General features: G+C 71.2%; 14 protein-coding genes and 1 pseudogene. 10 read left to right on the top strand and 5 right to left on the bottom strand.

What is annotated here, in order from left to right; genetic code table 11:
- The first annotated feature begins 109 nt into the window (after window positions 1-109).
- From guaB to ACOOE8_RS14710, 7 genes are all read left to right on the top strand, one after another.
- Window positions 110-1,609, top strand: coding sequence for an IMP dehydrogenase (gene guaB, locus ACOOE8_RS14740; RefSeq protein ID WP_420392185.1), 1,500 nt, complete (start codon window positions 110-112; stop codon window positions 1,607-1,609).
- Window positions 1,606-1,920: a hypothetical protein gene (locus ACOOE8_RS14735; RefSeq protein WP_420392184.1), complete on the top strand. Its 315-nt coding sequence runs from the start codon at window positions 1,606-1,608 to the stop codon at window positions 1,918-1,920. Before guaB ends, ACOOE8_RS14735 begins: the two co-directional genes overlap by 4 nt.
- Before the next feature lie 4 nt (window positions 1,921-1,924).
- Complete coding sequence (locus ACOOE8_RS14730) at window positions 1,925-3,211, top strand: RsmB/NOP family class I SAM-dependent RNA methyltransferase (protein WP_420392183.1); 1,287 nt, start codon at window positions 1,925-1,927, stop codon at window positions 3,209-3,211.
- A gap of 230 nt (window positions 3,212-3,441) precedes the next feature.
- Complete coding sequence (locus ACOOE8_RS14725; RefSeq protein WP_420392182.1) at window positions 3,442-3,663, top strand: DUF1289 domain-containing protein; 222 nt, start codon at window positions 3,442-3,444, stop codon at window positions 3,661-3,663.
- A gap of 131 nt (window positions 3,664-3,794) precedes the next feature.
- Window positions 3,795-4,670 (top strand): SDR family oxidoreductase, encoded by an 876-nt coding sequence (locus ACOOE8_RS14720; protein WP_420394723.1) that lies wholly within the window; start codon window positions 3,795-3,797, stop codon window positions 4,668-4,670.
- A gap of 240 nt (window positions 4,671-4,910) precedes the next feature.
- Window positions 4,911-5,246, top strand: coding sequence for a hypothetical protein (locus ACOOE8_RS14715; protein WP_420392181.1), 336 nt, complete (start codon window positions 4,911-4,913; stop codon window positions 5,244-5,246).
- A gap of 172 nt (window positions 5,247-5,418) precedes the next feature.
- Window positions 5,419-5,940: a MaoC family dehydratase gene (locus ACOOE8_RS14710; protein ID WP_420392180.1), complete on the top strand. Its 522-nt coding sequence runs from the start codon at window positions 5,419-5,421 to the stop codon at window positions 5,938-5,940.
- A gap of 1,011 nt (window positions 5,941-6,951) precedes the next feature.
- Here ACOOE8_RS14710 and ACOOE8_RS14705 read toward each other — a convergent pair.
- Complete coding sequence (locus tag ACOOE8_RS14705; RefSeq protein ID WP_420392179.1) at window positions 6,952-7,146, bottom strand: transposase; 195 nt, start codon at window positions 7,144-7,146, stop codon at window positions 6,952-6,954.
- Window positions 7,147-7,528: 382 nt separating this feature from the next.
- On the opposite strand from ACOOE8_RS14705, the pseudogene ACOOE8_RS14700 reads away from it, so the two are divergent.
- Window positions 7,529-8,026: pseudogene (locus tag ACOOE8_RS14700) on the top strand (hypothetical protein); the annotation flags it as partial.
- The gene (locus tag ACOOE8_RS14695) at window positions 8,016-8,894 is read left to right on the top strand and encodes an IS630 family transposase (RefSeq protein ID WP_420392178.1); all 879 of its coding nucleotides are present in this window, start codon (window positions 8,016-8,018) and stop codon (window positions 8,892-8,894) included. The pseudogene ACOOE8_RS14700 and the gene ACOOE8_RS14695, both read left to right, overlap by 11 nt.
- Here the strand turns inward: ACOOE8_RS14695 and ACOOE8_RS14690 are convergent.
- From ACOOE8_RS14690 to ACOOE8_RS14675, 4 genes are all read right to left on the bottom strand, one after another.
- Complete coding sequence (locus tag ACOOE8_RS14690; protein WP_420394722.1) at window positions 8,864-9,262, bottom strand: hypothetical protein; 399 nt, start codon at window positions 9,260-9,262, stop codon at window positions 8,864-8,866. The genes ACOOE8_RS14695 and ACOOE8_RS14690 overlap by 31 nt on opposite strands.
- Before the next feature lie 122 nt (window positions 9,263-9,384).
- Window positions 9,385-9,564, bottom strand: coding sequence for a transposase (locus ACOOE8_RS14685; RefSeq protein ID WP_420392177.1), 180 nt, complete (start codon window positions 9,562-9,564; stop codon window positions 9,385-9,387).
- A 375-nt stretch (window positions 9,565-9,939) separates the two neighbouring features.
- Window positions 9,940-10,701, bottom strand: a complete 762-nt coding sequence (locus ACOOE8_RS14680; RefSeq protein ID WP_420392176.1) for an RlmE family RNA methyltransferase — start codon at window positions 10,699-10,701, stop codon at window positions 9,940-9,942.
- Between the two features lie 6 nt (window positions 10,702-10,707).
- Window positions 10,708-11,844 carry a Ppx/GppA phosphatase family protein gene (locus ACOOE8_RS14675; protein WP_420392175.1) on the bottom strand — a complete coding sequence of 379 codons (1,137 nt, stop codon included), beginning with the start codon at window positions 11,842-11,844 and terminating at the stop codon, window positions 10,708-10,710.
- A 505-nt stretch (window positions 11,845-12,349) separates the two neighbouring features.
- Here ACOOE8_RS14675 and ACOOE8_RS14670 point away from each other — a divergent pair.
- Window positions 12,350-13,537: a TAXI family TRAP transporter solute-binding subunit gene (locus ACOOE8_RS14670; RefSeq protein WP_420392174.1), complete on the top strand. Its 1,188-nt coding sequence runs from the start codon at window positions 12,350-12,352 to the stop codon at window positions 13,535-13,537.
- The last annotated feature ends 146 nt before the right edge of the window (window positions 13,538-13,683 follow it).

Raw genomic sequence — 13,683 nt, 5'->3', positions numbered from 1 at the left:
GCCCGAGCCGTCGCGCCGCCGGTCGATTGAAAGGCCGGCGGCGCCTGCGCTAAGAGGCGGGACGGCGGGTGCCCCGTCGGCCTGGCGCCCGCGCGGGGAGGGAGACCCGATGGCCGAGTTCGTCAGCCTCGCGACCGGCGAGGCGCTTACCTTCGACGACGTCCTCCTGACGCCCGGCCACTCCGAGGTCCTGCCGTTGGAGACGTCCGTTGCGACGCGCGTCACGCGCGCGCTGCCGCTCAACATCCCGATCCTGTCGGCCGCCATGGACACCGTGACCGAGGCGGGCCTCGCCATTGCGATGGCCCAGGCCGGCGGGATCGGCATCGTCCACCGCAACATGAGCCCGGGGGAGCAGGCCGAGGCGGTCCGCCGCGTCAAGAAGTTCGAGAGCGGCATGATCGTCGATCCGATGGTCATCGGCCCCGACGCGACGCTCGGCGACGCCCTGGCGCTGATGGAGCGGCACAGGATCTCCGGCATCCCCGTCGTGGAGAACGGCGGCGGCGGCGGGCACATCCGCGGTCGGCTGGTCGGCATCCTCACCAACCGTGACGTGCGCTTCGCCTCCGACCCCTCGACGCCGGTGCGCGAGCTGATGACCGCGTCGGGGCTGGTCACAGTCCCCGACGAGGTGGGTCAGGCGGACGCCAAGCGCCTGCTCCACCAGCACCGCATCGAGAAGCTCCTGGTGGTCGACGAGGCCGGGAACTGCACCGGCCTCATCACCGTGAAGGACATGGAGAAGGCGCGCGACTACCCGAACGCCGTCAAGGACGGCAAGGGGCGCCTGCGGGTTGGCGCCGCGACCACCGTGGACGACAAGGGCATCGAGCGCGTCGAGGCGCTGGTGGACGCCGGCGTCGACCTCATCGTCGTCGACACCGCGCACGGCCACTCCGCCCGCGTCCTCGCGACGGTCGACCGGGTCAAGCGGCTGTCGAACCAGGTCCAGGTGCTCGCCGGCAACGTCGCCACAGCCGAAGGCACGAAGGCGCTGATTGACGCCGGGGCCGACGCGGTGAAGGTGGGCATCGGGCCGGGGTCCATCTGCACCACGCGCGTCGTCGCCGGGGTCGGGATGCCGCAGCTCACCGCCGTGATGGAGGCTGCGTCCGCGTCGATGACGAGTGACACGCCGGTGGTCGCGGACGGCGGCATCAAGTTCTCCGGCGACCTTGCGAAGGCGCTCGCCGCGGGGGCCTCGTGCGCGATGGTCGGCTCGCTGCTCGCCGGCACCGAGGAGGCGCCGGGCGAGGTCTACCTTCACCAAGGCCGCAGCTACAAGGCGTACCGCGGCATGGGCTCCATCGGCGCGATGGCACGCGGCTCGGCGGACCGCTACTTCCAAGCCGAGGTGCGCGACACCATGAAGATGGTGCCCGAGGGGATCGAGGGGCAGGTGCCCTACAAGGGATCGGTCCAGGCCGTCATCCATCAGCTGGTCGGAGGCCTGCGCTCGGCGATGGGCTACGTGGGCGCGCGCGACCTCGCCGAGCTGCGCGACAAGGCGCGCTTCGTGCGCATCACCAACGCGGGCCTCGCCGAGAGCCACGTGCACGACGTCGCCATCGTGCGCGAGAGCCCGAACTACCCGAGCGGACGATGACGCCCGACCTCGTCCTCGCCGACGGCACCGCGCGACGGCTCGTCGTCGTGCTCACCGTCGCGGGGGTGGCGTTCCTGGCGCCGGTGGCGGGGTGGCTCGCCTACGCGCTCGTCGCCGCCCCCGTCGGCACCGCGGTGGCGACGCTTCCAGTCTGGCTCGGCTTCGCGCTCAAGGGCAGCCTAGCGCTCGGCGCCGCGGCGATCTTGTCGGCCTCGCGGCGACGGGGTGCGCTCGCCGAGAGGACCTTCGCGCAGGTTCCCATCGAAGAGGCCGAAGCGATCGCGCCGCACCGGATGCCAGAGGCCGCCTGACGCCATGCGCAGCGCCGGTCGCGTTGCGGCCGCCATCGAAGTGCTCTTCGACGTCCTGGAGCGCCGCCGGCCGGTGGCCGACGGGGTCCGCGACTGGGGGCTGTCCCATCGCTTCGCCGGCTCGGGCGACCGGGCCGCCGTCGGCAACCTCGTCTACGACGCGCTGCGCTGGCGCCGCTCCTCCGCCTGGCGCGCCGACGACGAGGCGGCGCGCGGCGTCGTCCTCGCCACCTTGCGCTGGCGCTGGGGCATCGGGCCTGCCGACCTTGCAAGGCTTGCGGACGAGGCGCACGGGCCGGGCGCGCTGAACGATGCCGAGCGCGCCATGCTCGAGGCCGACCGGCTCGCCGACGCGCCGGATGACGTGCGTGCGGACGTCCCCGACTGGCTCGCCCCGGCGCTGGAGGACAACTTCGGCGAGGAATGGGTCGCGGAGTGCGCCGCGCTTGCTGCCCGCGCGCCCATCGACCTCAGGGTCAACACGCTGAAGTCGGACCGCCCCAGGGTGCTCTCGACGTTGGCGAGGTGGGGCGCCGAGCCGATCCCCGTGAGTCCGGTCGGGGTGCGCCTGCCTCCCCGCGCCGGCTGGGAGCGGGCGCCGAACGTGACGCACATGGACGTCTACCAGCGCGGCCACGTGGAGGTGCAGGACGCAGGGAGCCAGGCGGCTGCGTTGATGGTGCTGGCCCATCCCGGCGAACAGGTCCTCGACCTGTGCGCGGGCGCCGGCGGGAAGACGCTCGCGATCGCGGCGCAGATGGACAACCGTGGCCAGGTCCACGCCACCGACGCAGACCAGGGCCAGCTCGCGCCGATCTACGAGCGGCTGCGGCGCGCGGGGGTGCGCAACGTCCAGGTGCATCGCGCGGGCGCCGACCTGTCGGCCCTCGAGCGGCGCATGGACAAGGTGCTCGTGGACGCACCGTGCTCGGGGTCAGGCACGTGGCGGCGCCGGCCTGACACCAAGTGGCGGCTGTCCGAGGAGGCGATCGCTCGCCGCGAGGCAGAGCAGGCCGCCGCCCTCGACGATGCGCGACGCTACGTCCGGCCGGGCGGTGCGCTGGTCTACGTCACCTGCTCGGTGCTGCCCCAGGAGAACGAGGCGCAGGTCGCGGCGTTCCTCGACCGCGCAGCCGACTTCACGCTCACGTCCACAGCGGACGCCTGGGCCGAGGTCGCGGGCGAGGCGGCTCCGAAGCCATGGAGCGCCGAGGGGCTGATGATGACGATGACGCCCGCCGCGACCGGCACCGACGGCTTCTTCGTCGCCGTCCTGAAGCGCGACGGCTGAGCCTTCAGCGCTCCTCGCGTCGGTTGGCTCACGCCGGGGTCTACTCGGCGCGGTGCCCCTCCTCAACGCAGCTTGCGTCAGCCCACAGACCTCAGCCCAGCGACGCATTCCATCGTGCCACACGACAAGCTGTGCTCGCCAAATTGCGGTGAATGCGTGGCAGCTATGCGGTGGACTGACGCGCGGTAACACGGCACTGAGGAGCCATCGACCCTGTTGGAGTGATTGCCATGTTCGAAGCGGAGCGCTCGGCGCCCACCATCGAAAGCCCGTGCACCAAGGTCTGCCGGATCGACGACGCGACCGGGCTCTGTCAGGGTTGCGCCCGCACGCTGGGCGAGATCGCCGGCTGGGCGCGCATGAGCGCCGCGGAGCGCCTGCATGTGATCGCCGATCTCCCGCACCGCCGCGCGTCGCTCCGCGCGGAGCCGCCGTACGCGCTGGCGAGCTGACGGCGTCCTTCTCGGGCTCCGGCGCGGAGCGGCTCAATCGTCGCAGGAACGGCTGAGGGCAGCTGCCGTTGGGGACGACATCATGCGACGGGGAAACGACCGTGAGCCAGCCCAAGCCCAACCAGTACGACATGCGCGACCCGCGCGAGGACTACCCGAAGCCCCCGTTCGCGAAGCAGCGCCAGCCGGAGCCCGGCCTCGACGTCGAGATGGACCCGCCGGTCGACCACGGCGAGGCCACCTACAAGGGGCTCGGCCGCATGCGCGGGCGCAAGGCGCTCATCACCGGCGGTGACTCCGGCATCGGGCGTGCGGTGGCCATCGCGTACATGCGTGAGGGCGCCGACGTCGTCGTCAACTACCTGCCCGAGGAGGACGCCGACTTCCAGGAGCTCAGCAGCCTCGCGAGCAACGAGGGCGGCACCATCGTCGGCATGCCCGGCGACCTCACGGACGAGGCGTTTTGCCTGCGTCTCGTCAAGGAGGCCGCCGAGCAGCTCGGCGGGCTCGACACGCTGGTGATCAACGCTGGCAAGCAGGTGTTCCAGGAGTCCATCGCCGACCTTACCACCGAGCAGTTCGACCGGACGCTGAAGACCAACTGCTACGCGATGTTCTGGCTGTCGAAGGCCGCGCTGCCTTTGATGCCGCCGGGATCGGCGATCATCAACGTCACCTCGATCCTGGGGTACAAGCCGACGCCGATCCTGCTCGACTATTCGGCGACGAAGTTCTTCATCCGCGGCTTCACGCAGAACCTCGCGCAGCAGGCGATCAAGCAGGGCGTTCGGGTCAACGCCGTGGCGCCGGGACCGTTCTGGACGGCGCTACAGCCGTCCGGAGGGCAGCCGCCTGAGAAGCTCGAGAGCTTCGGCGAGCAGACCCCGATGGGGCGGCCGGGACAACCCGCCGAGCTTGCCTCGACCTTCGTGTTCCTGGCGACCCAGGAGGCGGGCTACGTCGTGGGCGAGACGATCGGCGTCACCGGCGGAATGCCCCTCGCCTGACCTCACGCCGGAAGCGCTCGCTCCTTGGCGCGGAGCTCGCGCCTCGAGGTGGCGCAGGTGCGCCGGCTATCGCGCCTGCGATGGTGTTGAGGCGACAGGCGTGCCGCGATGGGGGACGCTGCCGAAGGGCTGAAAGCACACGGTGACATGCGTCGCTCCAGGCAGGCGCAAGGCCCGCGTGCCACCTTGCAGCGTGGGCGCCGATGTTGGCGCTCCCCGCGCAAGGCCCAGAGGTTTGTCATGCTCGTCGCCCCCGTCTTCCGGTTCTGGTCGGGACCGTCGATCGAGCGTCCCTTGGAACCCGCGACGTTGGCGTCGCGGGTCGCCGGCGTCGGGGACCCCTGCGCGCCCCTGCGCCGGCCGTGGCGTCCCGTCCTCGGGGTCGACGTCGGGCCCTTGTCAGCGCTGCTCGTCGCCTCGCAGGGTGGCCTTCTGCATCTGTGTCCATCCGCGAGCTTCGTGTCCGAGGTCCTTTTCGCCACCGCCGACCCTGTCGTCGACGACCTTTGGGCCGGCGATTGGGAGGCAGACGACCTGTTGCAGGCCGTCGCCGCGTTGCTGCCGCGAAGCAACTGAGGGGGCCATGCCGCGCTCCGCTCCCGGTCCCCTCGGTGGGCCCCAGATGCATGGCGTACACCGGCTCCCTCCTGTGGGTGCATAGCTAAAGTCCACCATCTGCGGGCAGCATGCTGCATACTGAGGCGCGGTTGCGGTAGGAATGGGCAGGACCGCGGATGGGGGTGAATGGATGACGCAAACGCTCGAGCGCGCGGCATCGTCGGCGATCGAACTCCACGCCTCGGTGGGGCGCGGCACATCCCTGTCGCGATGGTTCACCATCGACCAGGCGCTGATCGACGCCCACGCGCGCATCAGCGGTGATGCGCGCGTCATCCACGTCGATCCGACGCGTGCGGCGAACGAAGGCCCGTTCGGCGGCACCATCGCGCCTGGCTTCCTGACGCTCTCGCTGCTGCCGGCGATGGCCGCCGAGGCCGTACCGACACCTGCCAACGTCCGCATGACCCTCGATTACGGGTTCGACCGTGTGCGCTTCCTCGCGCCGGTCCGATCGGGTGCGAGGGTGCGCGGCCGCTTCGGGCTGACCCACCTCGACGACCAGACCGTCGGCGAGCTGACCTTGACGTGGTCGGTGAGCGTGGAGGTCGACGGCGCGCTGAAGCCGGCGCTCGCTGCCACTTGGATCACCCGCCAATACCTCACCGTCCCCGCGCGCCCTGTGGCGGAGACCATCTCCCGCGTCGCTTAGGCCCTGGATCGCTGCGCCGCTGCGAGCCGGGCGTGCGTCGGAACCCATGCAAGCCGCAGCGTTCGTGCCTTCACCGCCGAGGGATCGGTCGAGGTGCCGCGGACGGCCCGCCTAACGGGACCGAGGCGTGGACTGGACGACGTCCACCCAGAACCCTTTCGCCGCCCGTGGCGCTCGTAGAGCATCGTGCAACGGTCGGAGGCATCAGGAGCGTCGACCGTCGGGTGCCGGCGTTCATGACGCGCTTGATGCTGCCGAGGTTCAACGATGACCGACCCGGGCATGCATCGTGTGTCGGTGGAATGAGGCGCTTCGCCCCCAATCGAGCGTCGCGCAAACGCAGATCTCGGCCTTGTCGCTCGCTCGGTGGGTTGTGCCCCGGTTCCAACGGGACCGTCGGCCGTTGCAAGGCACCGCCGTTCGATCCTTCCGACAAGGACGCCGGTGCGACGCTCGCCGTCCTGCCGCCCCGCCCGGGCTTCGACCGTCTCGGCGCGGCGTTCTTCCTGGGCGACGCAGCCTCGCGCGACTGAGGCCGTAGGCTCCTGGCCCTGCAGCCGGAGGCAGGATGATGCCGTCGCGACAACACTGCGGACGCTGCGGGCGTGCCGGAGCAGGTCCCCGATGCAGGACGCTGAGATCGGCACGATGAGGTTCCGCAGCCGGTCCGGCTCCGACGCGACCGCGCGCAAGACGCCGCGTTGCGCGGGATCGGGGTGTCGCGGTCGCGCCCGTGCTGACGCTGCGGCGGCGACGATGTCGAGCGCGGGTGCCAGACCGTGGAGGAGAACCGTCGCCTTGTCGGAGACCTGCCGGGCGTGATGACGAAGCGGACTGGCGAGCCGATCCGGTTCCATGTCGGCAGGGAGCCCGTCATCAGTGTTGACCTGAACGACCAACGGCGTGGTCCGAGCCCCCGTTCGTTCCCCGGTGGCGTGCTGATGGCTTCACAATGGAGCCGTCGACCCGATGGAGAGGGGCAGGCGCCGTGGCGGCCAGCGCCTCGGACCGTCAACCCGATCGTAGACCGTCGTCGGATGGCCCGTAGGGCGCCGGCCCGTCGCGCCACGTCGAGGCGGTGCGCAGGAACCAGCCGATGCCGTTGAGCACACGGCGGTCGCCGAGACACCGCTCGCCCTCAGCTGCTGGCGGCGGAAGCGGCCCCACCATCGCGCACTCGCCGTCGCTCAGGTCGTCATGCGCCACGCACAAACCCCCACCGGACGGAAGTCTGCAGCATGATCGCACTCCGATGGGACCCCCGACCAAGATTACAAACCGCAGAGCGACTCCATGATGACCGCGATCGCATCGGCAAGGATCGGAAGAGGCGGCATCGCGCGGACCACCTCGGTGGAGCCGTGCCTTGGGCGAGCGGTCGAGCCTCGGCCGGGATCTGACGACCGCCTCGTAGCGGCCGTGGACGCCGGCGAAGCGGTGCGCCTGATCGCCGAACGGTCCGGCGTCGGCGCCGCCTCCGTCGACACGGCGCTGATGCGGCGCAGGACGACCGGCGAGCTGGCGACCCCGAACGACCCACGGCAGGCGGCCCTGCAGGCGTGCGCGCGAGCGGACGATCGAGACCTTGATGACCGCCAACCAGGACGCGACGCCGGCCGACGTGCGCCGGCACCGTCGGCAGGCGCACGGGGTGAGCGTCGCGGTGACTGCGCTGCGGCGGACGGTGCGCAGGCTCGGCCTCACGCTCAAAAAAAAGTCCTGCGCGTGGCCGAGCAGGCTCGCCCGGACGTGGCGCGGGCTCGAAGACGCCGGCGGCTGGGGCAGCGCTGCCTCGATCTTGATACCGACGCGCCTTCCCGCTGGCTCGCGGCTCGGCTCTTATCCTTTTGAGCGGATCGATGATTCGCGGGGCATGATGATGGGTCGGGGACTGGGGATCGACGACGCTGTGCCGGCGCGCAAGCTGAGGCAGCTGACGTTTCGCGAACGCTCGGTGCGAACGGCGGAGCGCCTGCTCGCGATCGCCAACGCGCTCGATGGGATGAGCCGCGCCGATGCCGCCGCCGCAGCCGGGATGGAGCGGCGGCCGCTGCGCGATGCCGTGACGCGGTACAATGCCGAAGGTCTGGCGGGCCTCGTCGACCGGCCGGGACCCGGTCGCCGGCCTGCCCTCACCGACGGCGAACTGGCGCTGCCTTCCGAGCGGATCTTCAAGGGCTCGATCCAAAGATCGATGGCGTCGACCTGGACGCTGCCGGACCTCGCCGCGTTCGCTCGAGGAGCGCTTCGGCAAGACGATCACGCCGCAGAGCCTGTCGCGTCTCCTGCGGCGCGAGGGGTTCTCGCACCAGAAGGCGCGGCCGGTGCATCCGAAGGCATCGGCGAAGGCGCGTGCCGGGTTCGAAAAACGGCTCCGCAACGCGCTGAACGAGGTCGCAGCGGCGCACCCGGACAAGCGCATCGTCCTCTGGTTCCAGGACGAGATGCGCGTCGGCCAGAAGGGACGGCTGTGCCATCGCTGGTGGCTGAAGGGCGAGCGCGCCCCGGGACGGCAGGACAGGCGCTTCTCCTTCACCGACCTGTTCGACGCCGCGCGAGCCGATGGCGAAGCTGCATTCGCCCTGGTGCTGCCCGAGGTCGGCACCGCGGCGATGCAGCTCTTCCTCGACCGCTTCGCCGACACGCTTCTCCCCGACGAGCACGCCGTCATGGTCTTCGACGGGGCCGGCTGGCATGGTGCGAGCGCGCTCGTCATCCCGCCCAACGTCACCCTGGTGCCGCTGCCGCCCTACTCGCTGCCGCTGAACCCGATGGTGAACCCGATGGCGCGGGTCTGGCTGTCCCTGCGCGCGCGGCACCCCAGCCTTCGCCTGCTGCGCGACACCGAGGCCATCGTCGACGCCTGCTGCAAGGCCTGGAACGCCCTCGTCGGCGAGGCTGGTCGACTGCGATCGCTCTGCCTTCAGCCCTGGATCCGACACGTCATCCAATAGGCACGCTGGTATGAGTAGTGCACCCGTGGTGCCCGTAGCCAAGTCCGCGAGGGGCCGGAGCGACGGCGGCCATGATGTTGCGGGCGAGCCTGTCCAAGCGGGTCGCCACGCGGCGGACGTGCTCGAGCGTGTTGAGGTGCCGCTCGACGAGCGTTGCGCGGGCGGTAGAGATCGGGCGCGACGGTGCGCCTGACGCGCGCGTTCCGCCGGGTCGGACTGTGGCCCGTGCCCCGCGCCCCGCGCTCGGCACACCAGTCGATCAACGCCTTGGCGCTGTCACCCCGGTCGGCGACGATGCTGGGCGTGGGGACCAGGCCGTCGAGGAGCACCGCAGCTGTCGCCTTGTCCGAGGCTCGACCGGGCGTCACCACGGAGCGGGGCGGCAGGCCAGGCTCGTCGACGACGGCATGGGCTTTGTCGTCAGTCCCGCACGAGAACGGCCGATGGCGTGATCAGGGCGCCCTGCCGCCGGCGGCGTGCTGATGGGCCTTCACGATGGAGCTGTCGATCCGCGGTCAGCGGCCGGCTCCCTGCGGGCGAGCGCCTCGAAGATCGCCAGCCAGACCCCGCGCTCGGCCCATCCGTCGTCGCGGTTGTCCACCGTCGTCGACGGACCGTAGCGCGATGGCAGGTGGCGCCAGGAAGATCCGGTGCGCAGAACGCAGAACATGCCGCTTCGCCGCTCGCCGGTCATCGGCGCGCTGCCATCCGGGCGGTGCTCGAAGCCCTCAACCCATGGTCGAGGCTGCCTAAAGCGCCGCGGAGAGAATGCAAAGTCTCATCAGTCGGGGGGTGGATCGTGGCGCGGTACGATCGGAGCGAAGTCGAGTGGTCGGTCATCGAGCCGCTTCTGCCGGCGTGCGCGCGCGCTGAGGACGCAACGTCGTCGAGCGCCTGCTCACGCCGGTGGAGACTGCCGAGCGGGGGTCGACGGACGTGGCCGCACGGGCACCGCCGTCGCCCGGCACCTGTGCGGCTGGACGTCGTCGACCGCAGACCCTGGCTTGCGACCCGCACCGCGCCACTCATCGAGCCGATGGCAGCCTCACGCCGGTCCCCGGAACGGCGCACCGCGGAAGCCGGTCCCCAGCACGTAGGTCTCCGGCGATGCGGGGCGCGAGGCGGGCGGCTTCACGTGGCGCACGGTGCGGAAGCCACGGCGCAACGCCGCGAGGAGGTCGGCTTCGCTGCCGCCCTGGTACACCTTGGCGAGGAACGCCCCGCCCGGCGCCAGCGTGCGCAGCGCGAAGTCCTGGGCGAGCTCGGCGAGCGCGACGATCCGCAGGTGATCCGTCGCGCGGTGCCCCGTCGTCTCGGGCGCGAGGTCGGACAGGACGACGTCCGGTCGCCGTCCGCCGAGCGCCTCCACGAGCCGGGCTGAAGCGTCCGGGTCGTTGAAGTCCCCCACGAGGATCGTGACCCCGTCGAGGGGGTCCATGGGCAGGACGTCGATGGCGACGACGGGGCGGCCGCTGGTCGCCCGGGTGCGCGCGGCCGCGACCTGGCTCCAGCCGCCGGGCGCCGCGCCGAGGTCGACCACGGTCTGGCCGGGTCGCAGCAGGCGGTGCTTGTCGTCGATCTCGATGAGCTTGTAGGCGGCGCGCGAGCGGTAGCCGGCGGCGCGGGCCCTCTGCACGTAGGGGTCGTTGAGCTGGCGCTGGATCCACAGCGTCGAGGACAGCTTGCGACCCTTGGCGGTCTTCACGCGCTTCGCGAGCGAGCGGCTGCCCTCGGCCTCGCCGCGGCCGGGGCCCGCCCCCTCCCCCGGACCGCGCTTGCCCGGTCCGCCCGGCCCCCGGCGCGGCACGCGGGCTCAGGCGTGGGTCGGCGCGGCGCAAGGCGCTGCGCGACGATCGCGGTGGCGCTTCAGCCGGTCACCCTCGATGAGCTCCATCAGCATGCCCTCGCGCAACCCCCGGTCGGCCACGCGCAGCCGCTCGCACGGCCAGCGCTGGCGGATCGCCTCGAGGATCGCGCAACCGGCGAGGACGAGGTCCGCGCGGTCGGCACCGATGCAGGGGTTCGCCACACGCTCCTCGAAGTCCATGCCGAGGAGCTGAGCGATCAGCGTGTCGATCTGATGGTGGTCGAGCCAGGTGCCGTCGACCTGCCGCCGGTCGTACCGCTTGAGACCGAGGAACAGCCCGGCGAGCGTCGTCACCGTGCCCGAGGTGCCAAGGAGGTGCACCCTACCCCGCGCCACCGCCTCGCCGAGGACACCCCGCGGGTCGACGTGGCTGAGCAGGCCGAGCACGTCCTCCACCATGGCGCGGAAGACGGCCTCGTCCACCTTTGTGCCGCCGTGCCGCTCGGCGAGGGAGACGACGCCCACCGGCAGCGACGTCCAGGCGCGGATGCAGTGGACGAGGGCGGGGCCGGCAAGGCGGTAGCGGCTCGTGAGATCGAGCCAGACGATCTCCGACGAGCCGCCGCCGATGTCGAACAGAAGGACGCCCTCGGCCGCGTCGTCGATGAGCGGCGCACAGCCGGCCACGGCGAGGCGCGCCTCGGTCTCACGGTCGACGATCTCGATGGTGAGCCCGGTCTCCGCCCGAGCACGGTCGACGAACTGGGCGCCGTTGCCGGCGGCGCGGCACGCCTCGGTGGCGATGAGGCGCGCCCGTGCGACGTCGGCGACCTCGAGCTTGCGCGCGCAGACCTTCAACGCCTCGATGGCACGGTCCATCGCCTCACCGGACAGGACGCCGTCGCGCGACAGGCGCTCGCCCAGCCGCACGATGCGCGAGAAGCCGTCGACAACGCGAAAGCCCGAGCCGCGCGCCTCCGCGATCAAGAGCCTGCAGTTGTTGGTGCCGAGGTCGAGCGCTGCGTAGCGCCGGGAGGTCGCGAGCGCCCGTGCGGGGAGCGCCGGACGGACAGGGCCGGGGCCGCGGCGGCGCGCGACGGCCCTGCCCCCGATCGGTCCCTCCGCTTCGCCGTGCACGCTCATCGCCCACCCTGCTCGCTCGTGCCTCTAAGAGCCTCGTCCCGCGTTGCCTCTCCGCTCGCCTTTGACGTCTTCGCGCCCGCCCCGGCGCTCCACCTCAGCGGACGCACCCGCAGCAGGCGAAGCCCTGCGCCGCCCGAGCAACTGCTTCGCAGGGTAACAAGATCGCGGCCGATTACAAACGGCCGAAGGCCATCGGCAGGTCGCCGCGTCAGCCTGGCGACAGCGCCGGACGAGTGAGCGACGCCGCGCGCCTCCGCCCGCCGCAAACGGCGCGTCGGACGCCGCACGCCGGGCGCGCTTCTCCTTGACTTGCCCCGGGGAGGACGACAAGTTCGGGCGCTGGAACCTCGTTTCGCAGCTGGAAGCGACCGGCGGTGGAGCGTGGTTTCTTGTCGATCAACACGACGGTGCGGGCAACGCACCGCAAAGGCGCGGCCGTTCGAGGCCCATGGGAGGAGAGCCAGTGAGATCCATGTTTGCGAGACGAGTGCACCCTGCAGCAGCAGTGTGGCGTGAAGCCCGCTGCAGCGACCGGCTGCTGGCCGGCGCGGTCGCTGGGCTCGGCCTCACGCTCGCCATCTCCGCCGTGCCGACCTCGAGTGCGATCGCGCAGAACGCGTCCGACATCGAGCTGCCGCGCCAGCTTTCCTGGACGGCCTACGGCACGGGTTCGGCGGGCTACAGCCAGGCGGTCGCCATCGGCGCTGCGCTGCAGGACGCCGTCGGTACGAACCTGCGCATCCTTCCGGGCAAGAACGACATCTCCCGCACGGAGCCGTTGCGCCGCGGTCGCGTCGACTTCTCCGCCGCCGGCATCGCTTGCCTCATGGCGCAGGAGGCCGTGTACGAGTTCGCCGAGGAGAGCTGGGGGCCGCTGCCGATCCGCGTCGCGATCGCCAACTTCCAGGGCGGTCAGGGCCAGTCCGTCGCGACGTCCGTGCAGAGCGGCGTGACGGAGTACTCCGACATGAAGGGGCTCCGCGTCCCGTGGGTCGTCGGAGCGCCCGCCCTCAACGTCAACATGGAGGCTTACCTCGCGTTCGGCGGACTGACGTGGGACGACGTCGAGAAGGTGGAGTTCGGCGGCTACGGCGCAGCCTGGAAGGGCTTCATCGAGGGCCAGACGGACGCCGGCTTCGGCTCCACCAACTCGGGTCCGGTCTACGAGGCCGCCGCCAGTCCGCAGGGGATCTACTGGCCCGAGATGGACCCGGACGATACGGAGGCATGGGACCGAATGCTTGCCGTCGCCCCGTGGTACACTCCGACCGTCGCGACGGTGGGTGCCAACATCGACGGTGGTGGCGAGTACCGTGGAGCAACCTACGCCTACCCCGTACTGATCACGATGGCCGAGCAGGAGGACGACCTCGTCTACAACATGACGAAGGCGATGGTGGAGCTTCATCCGGAATATTCTGGGAAGGTGCCAGGGATTGATGGGTGGAATCTCGAGTTCCAGGACTTCCAGTGGGTCATGCCGTACCATGATGGCGCCATCAGGTACTACAAGGAGGCCGGCGTCTGGTCGGACGAGGCCCAGGCCCACAACGACAACCTCGTCGCGCGGCAGGAGACCCTGATGGCCGCCTGGGAGGACTTGAAGGCGGCGAACCCGGACGACTGGGAGAGCGCGTGGTCAGAGGCGCGCCGTGAGGCCCTCGAGGAGGGCGGGTTCGAGGTCTACTTCTAACCCGGACCTGCGGCGCCGGCCCCGGACCGGCGCTTCTCTCCACGTCCCGCAGCCCGGCGCCGCGCGTTCCATGAGCGCCCGCGCCGCGCTCCGCCGTAGAACTCGAGCCAGCGGGACCGATCCGCGGACCAGCGGACGGCTCGCCG

Source organism: Acuticoccus sp. (assembly GCF_965213555.1).
Taxonomy (GTDB): domain Bacteria; phylum Pseudomonadota; class Alphaproteobacteria; order Rhizobiales; family Amorphaceae; genus Acuticoccus.
This window is presented reverse-complemented; position numbering and strand designations above follow the sequence as displayed.